The sequence below is a fragment of the Candidatus Seongchinamella marina genome, from assembly GCF_026262685.1.
Lineage (GTDB): Bacteria > Pseudomonadota > Gammaproteobacteria > Pseudomonadales > Halieaceae > Halioglobus > Halioglobus marinus.
Window position 1 is genome coordinate 41,722 of sequence record NZ_SHNP01000008.1, and the last position, 15,797, is coordinate 57,518.

At 50.6% G+C, this 15,797-nt stretch carries 12 protein-coding genes; 8 read left to right on the forward strand and 4 right to left on the reverse strand.

The window, feature by feature from the left end; translation table 11 throughout:
* Positions 1 to 178: 178 nt before the first annotated feature.
* The gene (locus tag EYC87_RS17825; protein ID WP_279254077.1) at positions 179 to 1,279 is read left to right on the forward strand and encodes a saccharopine dehydrogenase family protein; all 1,101 of its coding nucleotides are present in this window, start codon (positions 179 to 181) and stop codon (positions 1,277 to 1,279) included.
* A gap of 375 nt (positions 1,280 to 1,654) precedes the next feature.
* Positions 1,655 to 2,620: a DUF4382 domain-containing protein gene (locus EYC87_RS17830; protein WP_279254078.1), complete on the forward strand. Its 966-nt coding sequence runs from the start codon at positions 1,655 to 1,657 to the stop codon at positions 2,618 to 2,620.
* Between the two features lie 293 nt (positions 2,621 to 2,913).
* Here EYC87_RS17830 and EYC87_RS17835 read toward each other — a convergent pair whose 3' ends face one another.
* The 3 genes from EYC87_RS17835 to EYC87_RS17845 form a co-directional block, all read right to left on the reverse strand.
* Positions 2,914 to 3,567, reverse strand: a complete 654-nt coding sequence (locus EYC87_RS17835; RefSeq protein WP_279254079.1) for a class I SAM-dependent methyltransferase — start codon at positions 3,565 to 3,567, stop codon at positions 2,914 to 2,916.
* Positions 3,568 to 4,009: 442 nt separating this feature from the next.
* Positions 4,010 to 5,425: a pyridoxal phosphate-dependent decarboxylase family protein gene (locus tag EYC87_RS17840; RefSeq protein WP_279254080.1), complete on the reverse strand. Its 1,416-nt coding sequence runs from the start codon at positions 5,423 to 5,425 to the stop codon at positions 4,010 to 4,012.
* Between the two features lie 177 nt (positions 5,426 to 5,602).
* Complete coding sequence (locus tag EYC87_RS17845) at positions 5,603 to 6,469, reverse strand: sterol desaturase family protein (RefSeq protein WP_279254081.1); 867 nt, start codon at positions 6,467 to 6,469, stop codon at positions 5,603 to 5,605.
* A gap of 71 nt (positions 6,470 to 6,540) precedes the next feature.
* On the opposite strand from EYC87_RS17845, the gene EYC87_RS17850 reads away from it, so the two are divergent.
* From EYC87_RS17850 to EYC87_RS17860, 3 genes are all read left to right on the forward strand, one after another.
* On the forward strand, positions 6,541 to 7,245 hold the full coding sequence (locus EYC87_RS17850) for an ArsR/SmtB family transcription factor (protein ID WP_279254082.1): 705 nt from the start codon (positions 6,541 to 6,543) through the stop codon (positions 7,243 to 7,245).
* Between the two features lie 404 nt (positions 7,246 to 7,649).
* On the forward strand, positions 7,650 to 10,601 hold the full coding sequence (locus EYC87_RS17855; RefSeq protein ID WP_279254083.1) for a Tn3 family transposase: 2,952 nt from the start codon (positions 7,650 to 7,652) through the stop codon (positions 10,599 to 10,601).
* Between the two features lie 335 nt (positions 10,602 to 10,936).
* Positions 10,937 to 11,422 (forward strand): GFA family protein, encoded by a 486-nt coding sequence (locus EYC87_RS17860; RefSeq protein WP_479723016.1) that lies wholly within the window; start codon positions 10,937 to 10,939, stop codon positions 11,420 to 11,422.
* Between the two features lie 187 nt (positions 11,423 to 11,609).
* On the opposite strand, the gene EYC87_RS17865 is transcribed toward EYC87_RS17860, so the two are convergent.
* Entirely contained in the window at positions 11,610 to 12,017 is a 408-nt protein-coding gene (locus tag EYC87_RS17865; RefSeq protein ID WP_279254084.1) for a MerR family transcriptional regulator, read from the reverse strand.
* Between the two features lie 223 nt (positions 12,018 to 12,240).
* Between EYC87_RS17865 and merC the strand changes: the two genes are divergently transcribed.
* From merC to EYC87_RS17880, 3 genes are all read left to right on the forward strand, one after another.
* Positions 12,241 to 12,660, forward strand: coding sequence for an organomercurial transporter MerC (gene merC / locus EYC87_RS17870; RefSeq protein ID WP_279254085.1), 420 nt, complete (start codon positions 12,241 to 12,243; stop codon positions 12,658 to 12,660).
* A 56-nt stretch (positions 12,661 to 12,716) separates the two neighbouring features.
* Entirely contained in the window at positions 12,717 to 14,369 is a 1,653-nt protein-coding gene (gene merA / locus EYC87_RS17875; protein WP_279254086.1) for a mercury(II) reductase, read from the forward strand.
* 95 nt (positions 14,370 to 14,464) lie between these two features.
* The gene (locus tag EYC87_RS17880) at positions 14,465 to 15,793 is read left to right on the forward strand and encodes an MFS transporter (protein ID WP_279254087.1); all 1,329 of its coding nucleotides are present in this window, start codon (positions 14,465 to 14,467) and stop codon (positions 15,791 to 15,793) included.
* The last annotated feature ends 4 nt before the right edge of the window (positions 15,794 to 15,797 follow it).

A 15,797-nucleotide genomic window follows, 5' to 3' on the forward strand; every position in this document is an offset into this window, starting at 1 on the left:
AATTACGTGAGATTTTCGTCGAAGATCCAGAAGTTCTGGCAATCTGGAGTTAAAAGGCAAAAAGAAGGAGAAGCGATTGCGGCAAAGACTAAGTCGCGAACGGCAGGCTTGGGGCGGTTTTTCTGCCGCCTGGCCCTGAAGCCTTCTATTTCTCGGTCAATCGTTTGTGGGAGCTATTATGAGCAAAGGTAAGATATTGGTCGTTGGAGGGTACGGTGCGGTTGGACGAGTTGTTTCAACTACTTTGGGAAACCTGATTCCAGGTGAGGTGATTGTTGCGGGACGTAATTTTCAAAAAGCAAAGGAACTTTCATCCAAACTGAATCATAAAGTATTACCATTGGAATTGGATATTACCTCGATTTCCAAAGATGAGGAATGTCTCGCGACTGTCAGTATCGTTGTCATGTGCATCGACCAAAAGAACACTCATTTTGTAACTCATTGTATACAACGAGGAATTCACTACATCGACATAGCGGCAAATTCTGCATTTCTTTCCAAAATCGAATCGTTAGATGATGAAGCGAAGAGCCATAATTCTACCGTAGTTTTAAGTGTGGGCTTAGCTCCAGGTATCACGAACCTTTTGGCAAAACAATGTCAATCCATGGTTCAGGATATGAGGTACGCGGATATTTATATCATGCTAGGTCTGGGGGAAAAGCATGGGGAAGCTGCTTTTCGTTGGGCGTTTGAAGACCTCAATGATCAGTTCTCCATCAAAGAAGAGGGGGAAATAAAGCAGGTAAGAAGTTTTGAAGATGGGAAAGAAACCATATTTCCAGGTCGTTTTGAGAAAAGAATCACTTATCGCTCCAATTTTTCAGACCAACATATCATTCCAAAAACTCTTAACATTGACTCCACTTCAACACGGATGTGTTTCGATTCCGCTGTAATGACCTGTCTGTATGCTCTGCTGAAAAAATGCGGTTTGGGTAGACTCTTCAAGTTAAGAATTGTGCAGAACATACTGATTAATCTCTTACAATTATTTCGCATGGGTTCAGATCAATTTGTCGTAAAAGTCGAAGCTGGGAAAAATCGGGAACAAGGTGCGCTATACGAGTGCTCTATAAGCGGAAACGGAGAAGGAAATGTAACCGGATTAGTCGCGGCTAAAGTTGCTGAGCATCTTTACATGTCATCATTTGCGTCAGGAGTGTTTCATATTGAGCAACTATTTACCCCGCTAGAGTTCACTGAAAGTTTAGGCTGTAATGATTTAGTATTTGAAGAAAGACTGTTAAAACAAAATTGGGCTATTGTTGGATAAGCGTCGATATGGGTATCAATGTAATGTAGCCCTGAAAGCCTCAAATATTTCAAAACCCCCAGTCTTAATACACTAATTGTTTGATTATTTGGCCGGTTTCGTCGTCAAAAAATATTAAATATTAGTGTTTCCCATGCTGAGCTGACTCATATCAATGTAGTAACTTTCCTAAAGTGCTACAAATGCGTATCGATGGGTGTTTGAGTGTTAGCAAGCGCTACATTGTGCTTGGCATATCAACCTTTTGTATCAGAATCGGTCTCTTTACTAGGACAGATAGCGAAATTCTCGGAAGGCTGCGACGCAATGTACTGAAATTTTTAGTCTGTTCTCGATTGGACGATGATCTGCGGGGTAATAGGAATGCGCTTACGAGTGGAAGTACCGATACTCTTCGGAAGTGTGCTGTTAACGGCCTGTGGTGGAGGCTCATCTAGTGGGGGCTCAAGTGAATTGTTGGGAACAGGCAACAACACCCCGGTAACGTCTGGGACGGTCACAGTTGGCATCACTGATGGTCCGATGGAAGAAGCGGAAAACCTGGTGCTCAATCTAACTCACATCAGTTTTGGTCATGATGATGGTGATGTTACAAGAATCGGTCTTTCTGATGGCCCAATGAGCCTGGATATGATGAGGTTACAAAACGGCACGTCTGAGAACTTGGTCGACCATGCCAGTTTACCGGCCGGGATCTACCGCTGGATGGAGTTGGGCATTGATCTGGATCAGTCGAGTTTGGAACTCCAGTCGGGCGGACACCATCGGATGCAATTAGGTGACCCTGGGGCAATGCGTATTGAAGAAATGTTTGAGATAAGCGCTGGGGAGCATGGCGACTTCATTATTGATTTCGACCTCCGGCGCAGCATCCAGCATCACGACATGGGTGGAATGATGGGAGAGCGATACGAACTGCATGCTGGAATGCGTCTTACGCGTACCGATCAAGCTGGAAGCCTGAGTGGTACGATCGATATGTCTCTGGTCGATGCATATCAGCTTGATTGTGATTCAAACGCTGGTGGAAATTGGGCATACCTCTATCCAGGCGAAGCCCATGAGCCCGACGACTTGGCGGAGACCGAAACAGATGGAATACCAGGACCTATCGCTACTGATCGCGTTGAGCTCGATGCGATAACAGGTGAATACTTGTACCACTTTTCCTATATGCCAGCGGGCATCTATCGTGTGGCCTTTTCCTGTTCCAGTGAATGGGACGAAGCCGGAGACAGCGATTATCCAAACGACCCTGATAGAAAATTCAACTTCCAAGTATTTGGGGAACCGGTAGAGATTAGGGCGGGTCAAATGTCAGAGCATCATTTAGGGCCTTAGCAAAATCAAAAAAGCCTACTTACTCTCGGCAGTGCCATGTCGAAATTGTGGAGGACTTCGAAATTCTTCTGTAGAAACCAATTAGGATCCTGGGGATTTCCTGTCCAAACCAGATACAAATGCTCTAGGCCATTGATTTTGGCTCTCCAAAGCCATTAAATCGAGTATCGTTGGAAAAAGTAATACCCCTTTGAAACACGAGGGTTAGGTCATTCTGCAAAAAGTCTGACAAGGGCGTAAGTGCGCCCGGGGTCTTGTTGGGCGACATTGGCGTCGAGTCGTCAGTTACAGGTTCACTTTGCTTCGATGATGTGGCCCCAGAGGGACAGGTGCTTGTATGGGAATGGAAACTTCGTGAACGTTACTGTTGTAAAACCGGCGAGGCGGAAATACTGTTCCAACTCTGCGGCCCCGTAAAGCTCTGCACTCCACCATTTGCCAACAAGCAAACTCATCAACCAATTTTGTCGCGTGATGAAGAGCAAGAGACTCCCGGATTCTTTCAGGAGTGAACGGAGGCCACTCAGCGCCTCGACCATGCGCTCTCGTGGCAGGTATTCCAACATGGCGGCGGAGACGATCAAGTCGAAGTTGTTCCATCCGTCTGGAAGTTCCTCCAGGTGGAGTATGTCTGCCTGGAAAAGATCCACCCCTTCGATTTCGTGGGCCAGCAAATTCCCGCTAAAGCGCTCGAGCATTTTGGGGGTAAGATCGAAGCCTCGCATCAAACCCGGTGACAACCCGCGACTCAGGAGGGCCTCTCGAAGTGCAAGCGTAGCGGTTCCGGAACCACAGCCTGCATCAAGAGAGTGGATGTTCGAGCGGAGAAGCTTTGACCGGAGAAAATACGCTCGGATTCCTTGCGGATACGCTACGATGCGTATAAAGCGCTGGTAGCTAAGGTTTCTCTCGGTATACAGTGAAACAGGGTCGAGCGCTGGGCCCACGATTTTTCTCCGATATCTATATAGAGTTTAGTACGCAGAGGGGTCCACGGCAATATAGGGGTGTTAGCCGCACGCTTGCCAGAGTAACTGACTGGGGATACTCGAAAACCTTCACCGGTTTCTTTTTCCCAGAATAATGCCGTTCGCGCTGATCACTTTCGATGTAATCATCGGTCGTGGCCATCGTCGCACGACCGACATTGTCACGGATATGCCCTCGAGGTCGTGATCGAACATCCTCGGATATTCCTTTATGAGGCAGCCAGTGCATCATCCTTTAATCCATCCTCGCACATGCGCGTGTAGGTGTGGTCATAACACTGCTGTACAAGCAGTCTAAGATGCCGTTAGCTAGTCACTGAACCTTGCACCGGACCTTTGGAATCAACGGTGCCGCGTCAGTCGGGCCGGAAGCGGCAAACCAACCACCCGGCCCTAGCCATTATGTTTTGCGAACCTTGCGCCAGGCACGAACAATGGAAGCGCCAAGCCGATCGATGTCAACAGCATCCGTGCGCTGGGAAATGATGGATACCCGCAGAATCTTCTGCCCTTGCCATTCCGCGCCTGTGACATAAGATGTATTCTCCCTGGCTAGCTCCGTGATCACTGCGTCGGTCAGACGGTTCCGCTCCACCAGTGGTTCACCCTCTCCAAAGGCAATGGCAAGTTGGTTGAGAACAACGTCATTGATCACCGTAAGGCCTGCCTCAACTTCCAGTTGCTCTAGCAAATATCGTGCACCGTTGCAGTGGCGTGAGATCATCTCCTCGATACCACTGCGTCCCAGTGCCTGAATCACAGCCCAAGCTGCGAAGCCTCTCGCTCTTCGGGATAACTCCGGACTGAACTGGGAAGGGGAGGGGGCCTCTCTCGGGGGGAGATTGAGATAGCTGGCAGAGATATCCATGGTGCGCCGATGGGCTTCTTTGTTCTTTACGATGGCGAAACCTGAATCATAGGGAATCTGTAGCCACTTGTGGCCGTCTACCGACCAGGAGTCCGCCCGATCAATGCCTTCACACAAATGGCGTAGAGACGGAACAGCACGCGCCCATAGGCCGAATGCCCCGTCAACATGACACCAGGCATTATGTGCCTGAGCAATAGGTGCAATTTCTGCGATAGGATCGAAGCCGCCAGAATTGATATGACCGGCCTGGCAAATCACGATTTTTGGCCCGTCGAATTCCGCTAGTGCTGCATTTAGCGCCTCTGGCACCATACATCCTTGCTGGTCAGTTTCAATCCTGACCACGTTGTTGTCGCCAAAGCCGAGATACCTGAGCCCGGAAAAAATTGTAGTATGTGCCTCATCTCCCAGAAAAGCCTTTATTTCGGGCGCAGCGAATATACCTTGTCGCTCGAGATCAAAATCAAACCTGCGTAATACTTCCGAACGAGCCGCAGCGAGGCAGATAAAGGAAGCCATAGTTGCGCCTGTGCTGAAGCCGACGGAACTACCTCGTGGCAGGTCGAGCAGTTGCAACAGCCAGCCTGATACAACGTCTTCAGCAACCGCTGCCGCCGGTGCAGTATCGTAAATGGCGGCGTTCTGTCCCCAGGCCGTAGCCATCCACTCCGCCGCGACCCCTACCGGGTGGGATGCGCCCATGACCCAAGCAAAGAAGTTAGGGCTGATGTTTCCAACCAGGCCTGGTTCTGCGGCAGCTGCTAGGGAATCGAGCACCTCTACGCCGTCGCGACCAACTTCCGGCACACCCACATCAAACAACGACATCAGTTCCTGCACACTAGCGGTGGGGCGCGGCGGTAGAGTGTCGCGCTCCTTGCGGTAAGCCACCGCGTGATGAATTGCACGCTGTGCCAGGTCTTCGAAAGACTCGTTAACTCCCATCAGGGCTGTCCTCGCAATATAGTGGGTACATTCGACGCAAGGACCAATGAAAACATGGCGAGATTTTGACGATTTGGCGGTCGACTAAAAAATAAAGTGTATTGCGCGTAAATGTAAGAACGACAGCCTGTCGAGAATTCGACAACATAAATGGCCCGTCGAAAAATGCGCCTGAAATTAATCATCGCCCTTGCTCCAGTCACGCCGATTAATTGCATAGCCCCTAACCTTTCCCGCAAACGGAAGCGCCAACATGCCCGGCAGCCAAGAGACCTGTCGAGGTTCACGGTAATAATGAATGCCAATAGTCATACCAACGTGACCGTCACGAGGTTGATCGACATAGGTTCCGAAGAGTCGATCCCAAATGGAGAGATTAAATCCAAAGTTGCTGTTGGCTTCGTTGTCCTCTATCGAGTGATGGACACGGTGCATGTCGGGCGTGACGACAAAGAGCCTTACGACGCGATCAAAGCCCGGCGGCAGTCGCACATTGCCGTGGTTGAACGTGGACATGGTACTGAGAACGATTTCGAAGATGAATACTGCTAGCACGGGAGCGCCCAACGCGAGGATAACTGCGATTTTGATCAGCATGGAAATAATGATCTCGAGTGGGTGGAAGCGTGACCCGGTGGTGATGTCGTAATCGAGGTCAGCATGGTGTACCCGGTGAAGCCTCCAAAGAGACGGTACCGCGTGGACCAGCACATGCTGTAGATAGACGGTCAGGTCCAGTGCCACCAAGGAGAGCAGCACCGCCCAAGGGAGTGTTACCTGGAAATGATTGAGTATGCCCCAGCCGTATTGTGTAGCGAAAATTGAGCTGCCCAAGGCAGCAGCAGGAAAGATCAGCCGAAGAGCAAGTGTATTCAGCAGTAAAACCCCCCAATTATTTGTCCAGCGCATCACCTTGGACACAGAGAGTGGGCGACAGGGCGCCAGGAACTCCCAGGTCGCCATCAGAATGAAAATGCCTAGAAAGAAGACCAGGCGAATTCCAATTTCGTGCTGGGCTACGAAGCTCGAAAATGTCTCGTCCAATATACTGACTCCGTATTCAAGTAAATTCTTGAATAAGATAACGGAGGCCGACATTGTATTCAAGAGATATCTTGAATAAGATAAGTCATAGTCGGTGGGTAGGAAGAATTATGGGCACGTTCAAGAAAGACCTTTTCACGCAATTTGCGCAAGTGGCAAAAGCGGTAGCCAATGCCAATCGTTTGGAAATATTGGAGTTTCTGGCACAAGGGGAGTATTCCGTCGAGGATTTATCAAAAGTGATGGGTTTGACCGTGGCCAATACATCGCACCATCTGCAACAGCTTCGACACGGGGGTCTGGTCACTACACGAAAAGAAGCCCAACGCGTCTATTACCGCATTACTGGCGATGATGTAATCGACTTGATGGGAAATTTAAGGGGTGTGGCCGAGCGGCACCTGAATGAGGTAGATCATTTGGTGAACACCTTCTTGACGAGCAAGGACAGTATGGAGCCGGTTGCTCGTGAAGAACTGCTCCGCCGTGTGAAAGAAGGCTCTACCATGGTATTAGACGTTCGCCCCCCGGCTGAATATGCCGCCGGACACCTACCAGGAGCCGTCAACATTCCGTTAGCGGAGCTGAAAAAGAATCTCGCAGTTTTGGATCTGACACAGGACGTCGTGGCCTATTGTCGAGGCCCTTACTGCATTCTCGCCTTCGAGGCGGTGAAATTGCTGCGCGATAAGGGGTTCCAGGTCAGGCGTCTCCAGGACGGCTATCCTGAATGGAAAAATGCAGGGTTACCCGTGGAAATAAGGAATGAGCACTGATTCTGCGAAAAAGGGATATTGAACGAAAGTTGGTCTGAGTGAAACTGTGTTCGTCTCTTAGCTTACATATGCCGGTTAGGAGAATTGAAAGCATGGAAGTCATGCCGGGTGACATTTGTGAATATTGGGTCCTCGGCAATAGGCGTCATCGCAAGGTTACTGCGCTGAGATACGTTAAGCCAAAATGGAATATCTAGTAGCAGGCTCTGAACGCCAGTAAATCCCCCAGCTAGAGTCTTCATCGCTTCTGAGGCTCTGCGTAGGGATAGGCATATTTTTGCTTGGCTGGAACTGGCATATTCAGCCTGAACATTGATACCCCAGATAGAAGCCTCAAACCTGTCCCTTTATCCAGTCGACTAATAGAGTGTCCCGAATTTTTCACTGGAATTCGGAGACACACAATGCCTGCAAGACGCTTTCTTTCATCATCTATCCGCGAGATTCTATTTGGGGTTCCATCTGGCACCGCCGCTTTGGAACGATTTTATGTTCTGGCTGAGGAGGATCTTGCGTTAGTTCGGTCGCGGAGGAAACCTGAGAACCGATTGGGTTTGGCCATTCATCTGGCGCTGCTACGCCATCCTGGTCAAGGCTGGCAAGAGGGGGATCAAGTCCCCGAGGCCGTTGTTCACTGGCTATCCGAGCAAGTGAACGTCCCACCATCGGCACTCGCGGCATACGGAGGCAGGCAGCCCACGAGAGCAACTCATCGGTCTTTGGCGATTCGACACCTTGGGCTTCGGCCTTTTGTACGGGCTGACTTTCAAAGCGTATCGGATTTAGCCGCTCAGGCCGCATTCGATACAGACGATGCACGCGTTATCATGAGTAGGCTGTTGGAACAAATACGCAGAGAGCGATTGGTAATACCCGCAATCGATACGCTCGATCGAATTGGTCTTACTGGTCGAGCCCGTGCGCGCCGACTTGCCGCTCAATCATTGAATAACGCACTAACTGACGATCAAAAGCATGAGCTAAACGCTCTGATCAATAATGATGACTCCCTTGGTCAGTCCCGTCTCACCTGGCTACGAGGTATGCCACATTCCACGAGTTCGGCCAGCCTGCATGGCTTGCTAGCGCGTCTGAAATTTGTACGAGCATTAGGCCTGCCACCCGATTTGGGTGAAGATGTTCACCCCGTTCGGTTAACCAAATTTGCGCGCGAAGGGGCTGTCGCGCCCGCCCATCTATTGAGCGATTTTGGGGAGCGACGGCGGATCGCGACTTTGGCAGCACAAATGACCGAATTAAACATCGTCCTTACCGATGCATCGATCGCCCTATTTGAAAAACTGACCGGCCAGCTGTTTACCCGCTCCAAGAACAAGCAGAGCCAGAACTGGCAGGCCAGTCAGGCCCAGGTAGGGCGACTGATGCGTCTATTCGGGACCACACTTCATACACTCAGTGAAGCACGTCAGTCGGGAGAAGACCCCTTTGAACTGTTGGACGAGGCAGTGGGATGGGAGCGTTTGATGAATACCCGCCCCGAAGTAGATCAGTTCAGCAACATGGCGACAGAGGATCCGCTGCTCCTGGCGTCTAGGCGCTACGTCCAACTCAGAAAGTTTGCCCCGGCCTTCATGGAGGTATTTGAGTTCGAGCTGCCAGAGGCGGGCGCAGATTTACAGGCAGCTCTCAGGTTGTTAAAGGAACAAAACCAGGAGCGTAAGCGGAAACTGCCGGACATCGTACCGATGCCATTTCCAGCGAAACATTGGAAGACATTGATCGTGGAGGAGGGGAAGCCGGTCCGCCGCGTCTATGAAACGGCGGTGGTTGCCACGTTACGTGATCGACTTCGAGCAGGCGACGCCTGGGTAGAGGGCAGCCGGGACTATCGTCGCTTTGACACGTATTTAGTGCCTAAAATGGAAGCCATAGAGGTTATTGAACAGACTGCCCTCCCTGCAGACGGTGAGGCCTGGCTCGCTGAGCACCGTGAACGGCTGAATTATCGTCTCTTTGAGGTGCAGCGAAAACTCGCGCGCGATCAGCTGGAAGGGGTTCGACTTGAAAAGGGACGACTAAAAATTACGCCCCACGAGGCAGTGACGCCGCCAGCCGGCGAACAACTTGACCGTGCCATTGATGCTGTGATGCCGCGCATCCGCATTACAGAGCTGTTGTGGGACGTTGCGCGTCACACCGGCTTTTTGGAGTCGTTTACGGATCTGCGCTCGGGTCGGACCCATGCTAATCCAGCTGCGGTTCTCGCCTCAATACTGGCCGGCGCAACAAACCTGGGATTAGAGCGAATGGCCCAGGCTTCGAAAAATGTAACGCATGCGCAGCTGTCCTGGGCTTCCACCTGGCATCTGCACCCCGAAAATTACTCCGATGCCCTCGCCAAGATCATTGATGCCCACCACGCGTTGCCTTTCGCGCAGATCTGGGGGAGGGCAGAGCACACCTCGTCAGACGGGCAGTTTTTCCCTTCTCGCAGAAATGCAGGGGAGATCAACGCGAAGTACGGACCTGACCCCGGTCTCAAAATCTATTCCTTCCTGTCCGGGCAGTATGGTTCGTTTCACTCGGACGTTATTGGTGCTACGGTGGGTGAAGCGCCTTTCGTACTGGATGGCCTGATGGGAAATGTCGCGCAGTTTAATCCGCTCCTCCATTATGTTGATACGGGAGGGGTCTCGGATCATGTTTTTGCTTTGTTTCATCTCTTAGGTCTCAGTTTGGCGCCTCGGCTTAGGGATTTCCCAGATCGACGTCTTGCCTGTTTTGGTAAAGCCAGCGTGTGGAAAGGGCTCGCGCCTATTATGGGAAGGCCTATTAATGAGGATGCTGTCCTTGGACATTGGGATGATGCACTCAGGCTGGCTGTCAGCACTCAGCAGGGGACTGTCAAACCCTCTGCCATGTTGCGCAAACTGGGTGCTTATCGGCAGCAGAACCGCTTCTATCTTGCACTAGGAGAAATCGGCCGGGTGCGGCGAACTTTATTCATGCTCGATTGGATTGAGGACCCGAAACTTCGGATGGAGTGCCAAGGCGGCCTGAACAAAGGCGAGGCCCGCCACTCTCTGGCCAAAGCTGTCTTTGCGCATTCCCAGGGTCGTATCTACGACCGGTCAGCACTGGCGCAGCAGAAACGCGCGATGGCACTCAACCTGGTCATCGCTGCAATCGTCTACTGGAATACTTTGTATATGGATAAGGCCACCGAACATCTTCGAAAAATCGGAAAGCTCCCGGATCTCAGTCTGCGGAAGCATGTCTCACCATTAGGGTGGGATCATATCAACCTAACTGGTGATTATGTGTGGGACTCTGGGGCGGCTGAGCGGTCAAATGAGCGACCTTTACACACTGCGGCAGCTAGAAAGTGGGAGTAAACTGACAAATGCGCTGATTTTGAGCCCTTAACGTATATCAGCGCAGTAACCTTGCGATGACGCCAATAGCAATGAAGTGGGGGAGTCCATCTCATTGGTTTGTGCCAAAATAGCCAAACGTGCACGCCGTCGGTACAAAATAAATTCGAGGCAGATAAGGAGCAATACAAAAGCGGTGGTGACCGGGGGGACTTCCGTCGTCTGTCGCTGCCCTGCAAAGTAGCCCGATAAGTCAGGTCTATGGGCTAAACTGAATACGAGCTCGACTTTAATCGTTTATTTGCGTTCAGGCGAGACTACCCAATTACAACTGCGATCTCGAGGGAGGACAAATCATGTATCTGAACGGTTCCTGCTGCTGTAAATCCGTTACATTCTCGGTGGAGTCACCACACAGCTACCCCTTTATGCACTGCTACTGTTCGATCTGCCGCAAGACGCAAGGCGGTGGGGGATTCGCCATAAACATCGGCGCCGTCTATGAAAGCTTGGAGTTCAAAGGCGAGGAACACATCTCGAGCTTTAGTCCGATGTACACGAACCACGAAACCGGGGTGTATGAAGCCAGCCCGGGCAAGCGATATTTCTGCAACCTGTGCGGGAGCGCGCTTTGGGTCTGGGATCCTCGCTGGCCGGAGCTGGTGCATCCCTATGCTTCTGCGATCGATACTCCGCTACCGATTCCACCTGAGCGTCATCACATTTTCTTGGACAACAAACCCGACTGGGTCCATGTTTCGGTAACTGACGTGGACAAGCAACACGATGGATATCCAAACCACGGAAGCCTAGCCCAGTGGCACGAACAACACGGACTTTAGGGTCGAGGAAATTGACGAAACCCGTAAGGCGCCATACGTTCTCTGATCGAGGTCTATTTGCAAGCGTAGGTTACTGCTGATTTATTTCGGATAATTTTGATCCGAAATGGCCTAAAAAATTCGCCATTTTCGCGAATGAACCTGAAAAGATGACCGGGCCACCGGTAGAGCCCAAGCAATAAAAATGTTATGCAAACAGCGTGTCCACAATAGGGCAGTCAGGCACCATGCCACCGCTACACTCAGCCACCATTTCTTTTAAAGTTCGCTCCATTTTACGCAAGTCACGGATTTTCTGCCGGGTATTTTCTAGCTGATTAGTCGTTCGCTCTTTCACCTCTGCACAGGTGTAGTGTTGGCTGTTGACGAGGTTGAGCAGTCCGCGGATCTCGTCAAGTGAAAAGCCAAGCTCTCGACAACGGCGGATGAAATAGAGCCGCTTTAAATGGGTTGTGTCATAGAGGCGATGTCCCCCGCTTGAGCGCGGTGGATCGGGCATCACATTCTCTTTCTCGTAGTATCGAATTGTCTCGATGTTTACGCCCGTTTGTTTCGCCAGCGCCCCACGTGAAAAAGAAGACTTCTTGACGGTCATAGAAATACCTCTTGTACCTGTAGTTACTACAGGCTTTATTATAGCAGATCGTAACAAATATAAGCTGTTCCAGAGTAGCCGCTCATGCTGCATTTAAGGATTAACCATGTCGCAAATTGAGTCAGAGTTATCCATTGTAGTTGGTGTAACTGCTGCCTCTGTGACCTTTCAATGACGAAACAACGTCGGTTATTCGTCCACTGTGAGAAATCGGAGTTCAATGATGGCAAATTGGCTAAATATGCTGAACCGGGTCGGTGACAAGGCTGGCTGCCTTGGCGCCCTGGTCTCTGCGGTGGGCTGCGCAGCGTGTTTCCCCGCTATTGCCAGTCTGGGAGCTGCTGTTGGGCTGGGCTTTCTCAGCCAGTGGGAGGGATTATTTATAAATACATTGTTACCCCTATTTGCGTGGCTGGGTCTGGTGATTCACGCACTCGGCTGGTTTAGTCACAGGCAATGGCATCGCAGCCTGCTCGGCATGCTGGGTCCGGTGTTATTGCTTCTATCACTCTATCCCTGGTTCCAGTACGGTTGGAGTACCTATGTCACCTATTCGTCGTTAGCGCTGATGGTCGCTGTTTCGTTGTGGGATATTTTTTCACCCGCAAACGAGCGCTGTGATGACGAGTCCTGTCCGGTGTAGCCCATTGTTCCCTAATAGGCGATTGCGCAAAAAGAATCATACCTCGAGGAAAGGAAATGAGCTTATTTTCAGTACAGGGAATGACCTGCAACAACTGCGCGATCCATATCAAAGATACTCTGGAGGCCATTGAAGGTGTTCAACACGCCGATGTGTCCTATGAAAATGCCAGTGCAGAGGTCAACTCCAACAGCCGTATCAGTGACGCTGATTTGATTGGCGCTATTCAGGGTTTGGGCTATAGGGCGCTCAAAAATGACCAGCAAAGTTTAAGTAGCGTACCGGAATCGCCTGACACATTAGGTCGGAGTGAATCTCAGCACGTGGCGATAATAGGGAGTGGTTCCGGAGCCTTTGCCTGTGCCATTAAAGCGGCGGACGGTGGTGCCAGCGTCACAATTATAGAAGGAGCTAACGTGATTGGCGGCTGTTGTGTGAACGTGGGCTGCGTGCCCTCAAAGATCTTAATTCGGGCAGCGCAATTGGCGCAGCAGCAACGAAAAAATCCCTTTGCTGGCCTGGAAAATCATGCGCCCGTAATAAGCCGACCATTGTTGGCTCAACAGCAAACGAAGCGCGTTGAAGAACTGCGTGCCGCAAAATACGAAAATATACTCGAATCGAATCCAGCGCTTACGTTGCTTAATGGGACAGCAAAATTTAAGAATGCCAACACCTTGACGGTGAGCAAACCCGACGGCTCCGAGCAGGAGATCGTTGCGGATAAAATTCTGATTGCGACCGGCTCTACACCGATTATCCCCCCCATCGAAGGTCTGGCGGAGACCCCTTACTGGACCTCCACGGCGGCTCTATTTGCCGAAGAGCTGCCGCAACATTTGGTGGTTATCGGCTCGTCCGTTGTAGCCTTGGAAATTGCCCAAGCTTATCGTCGTTTAGGCAGTGAGGTGACGGTGTTAGCTCGCCACACCTTGCTCTACAGGGAAGATCCATTGATAGGTAAAAAACTCACGGAATGCTTTAAAAATGAGGGGATTCGCGTGCTTAATCACACTCAGGCGAAAACCGCAGCACACGATGGCAGTCAGTTCAGCCTCGAAACCAATGCAGGCATGTTGACCTGTGACCAATTGTTGATCAGTACCGGGCGGCGTGCCAATACCGCCAACCTAAACTTAGAAGCGATAGGTCTTGATACGGGTAAAGATGGCGATATTATCGTCAGTGATCGAATGGAAACCAATGTGCCTGGCCTCTATGCCGCTGGTGATTGCTCCAACATGCCGCAGTACGTTTATGTGGCAGCAGCGGCGGGTAGTCGCGCAGGAATAAACATGACCGGGGGAGAGGCCAAACTGGATCTTTCCACCATGCCTGCTGTGATCTTTACCGACCCGCAAGTGGCCACTGTCGGCCTCACGGAGGAACAGGCTAAAGCACAAAATATCGAAACCGATAGCCGCGTTTTGGAAATGGAAAATGTGCCTCGGGCACTGGCTAATTTTGAGACAGACGGATTTATTAAACTGGTGGCAGAAGCTGGGACTGGCCGCTTGCTTGGCGCGCAGATACTGGCACATGAAGGCGGAGAAATGGTCCAGAGTGCTGCTCTGGCGATCCGCAATGGAATGACGATCAATGATCTGGCCGATCAGCTGTTCCCCTATTTGACGATGGTAGAGGGCCTGAAACTTTGCGCACAAACCTTTTACAAAGATGTGAAAGAGTTGTCTTGCTGCGCTGGGTAAGGTCGAGGGAGGAAACAATCAGACCTCCCTGAGTTGGTTACATCGGGTTACCATCCACATCATCAATATTGGTTTCGCCAAAAAAAGGATTCAGCATGAGTAGTGCGAGCTTAGAAATGAGCGAGATTCTCGAGAACAATCCACTAGGAAGTTTTCAAAAAATGGTGATGTTGTTTTGCGCATTAGTAATTGTCTTCGATGGTTTTGACGTACTAGCTATTGCTTTTGCTGCGCCAGCCTTAAGCGCGGCCCTGGATATTCCCAGAGAGGAGTTGGCGTATGTTTTCTCAGCCGGCCTGGTTGGTATGATGATCGGGGCCCTGGTGATGGGGCCGGTAGGAGATAAATACGGAAGACGCAGTGCGGTCATCTTCAGTGTCATTGTTTTTGCTGTGTTTACCTTGTTGACCGGCTTTGTCAACAGCTACGACGAGCTGCTCTTACTCCGCTTTTTGACCGGTCTGGGCTTGGGCGGCGCGATGCCTAACGCGACCGCCTTGATAACGGAGTACGTTTCTAGCCGACAGCGAAACGTGGCCGTTGCGGTGATATTTCTAGGTATGCCTATCGGCGGGATAACAGGAGGATTACTTGCATCTGAATTAATCCCCGTGTTTGGTTGGCCATCGTTGTTTTTTGTGGGTGGCATTGCTCCTTTACTGCTGGTCCCCATCTTGTTGCTTTGGTTACCCGAGTCACCGCGATTTTTGCTCGAACACGAGAAAGACAACGATGAACTAATGCGTGTCATCGCGAGGAGAATTGAGCTCAGGAATGCGATAACTGATAACGCATTATTTGTACAGCATACAGAAGACAAAAAGCATTTCCCGGTGAAGGCCTTGTTCTTGGAGGGTCGCGCTAGGGATACAGTCTTGATTTGGCTAATGTTCTTTTTTAATTTGATGGTGGTGTATTTTTTATACAGCTGGATTCCTACCTTATTGATGCAGGCGGGTTATCAACTGGCCGAGGCCTCTCGAACAGTTGTGGTGCTGAATATTGGCGGGGCGCTTTCGCCCTTTGTGTTTTCTCGACTTATACGTAACTTTGGGTCTAAAGTAGTTCTAACCAGTTGTTTTGTGCTGGGTTCGATCAGTATGATCGCTGTTGGACAACTGGGTTCATCACTAAATTTAGTGATGGCTTTGTCTTTCTTTTCCGGTTTTTTTATCGTCGGCGGGCAAATTAGCATGAACGCATTGTCCAGTTACCTGTACCCGACTCATATTCGTTCAACGGGGGTGGGGTGGGCCAATGGTATAGGTCGGTCGGGTTCTATTATTGGCCCCTTGTTGGCCGGAGCACTAGTGACCGCTTCATTTGGATTAAATATGAATTTTATTGTGTTCGGTGGCTTGTGTTTAGTCACAGCAACCGCCTCGTTTTTTATTAGGAATCATGAAAATAGGGCTCGAGTTTAGAGCT

Bases quoted from the DNA above. Each gene is read 5' to 3' on its own strand.
- merC (WP_279254085.1), top strand. From the start codon at position 12,241: ATGGCAAATTGGCTAAATATGCTGAACCGGGTCGGTGACAAGGCTGGC.
- EYC87_RS17855 (WP_279254083.1), top strand. From the start codon at position 7,650: ATGCCTGCAAGACGCTTTCTTTCATCATCTATCCGCGAGATTCTATTT.
- EYC87_RS17880 (WP_279254087.1), top strand. From the start codon at position 14,465: ATGAGTAGTGCGAGCTTAGAAATGAGCGAGATTCTCGAGAACAATCCA.
- EYC87_RS17860 (WP_479723016.1), top strand. From the start codon at position 10,937: ATGTATCTGAACGGTTCCTGCTGCTGTAAATCCGTTACATTCTCGGTG.
- EYC87_RS17865 (WP_279254084.1), bottom strand. From the start codon at position 12,017: ATGACCGTCAAGAAGTCTTCTTTTTCACGTGGGGCGCTGGCGAAACAA.
- EYC87_RS17825 (WP_279254077.1), top strand. From the start codon at position 179: ATGAGCAAAGGTAAGATATTGGTCGTTGGAGGGTACGGTGCGGTTGGA.
- EYC87_RS17840 (WP_279254080.1), bottom strand. From the start codon at position 5,425: ATGGGAGTTAACGAGTCTTTCGAAGACCTGGCACAGCGTGCAATTCAT.
- merA (WP_279254086.1), top strand. From the start codon at position 12,717: ATGAGCTTATTTTCAGTACAGGGAATGACCTGCAACAACTGCGCGATC.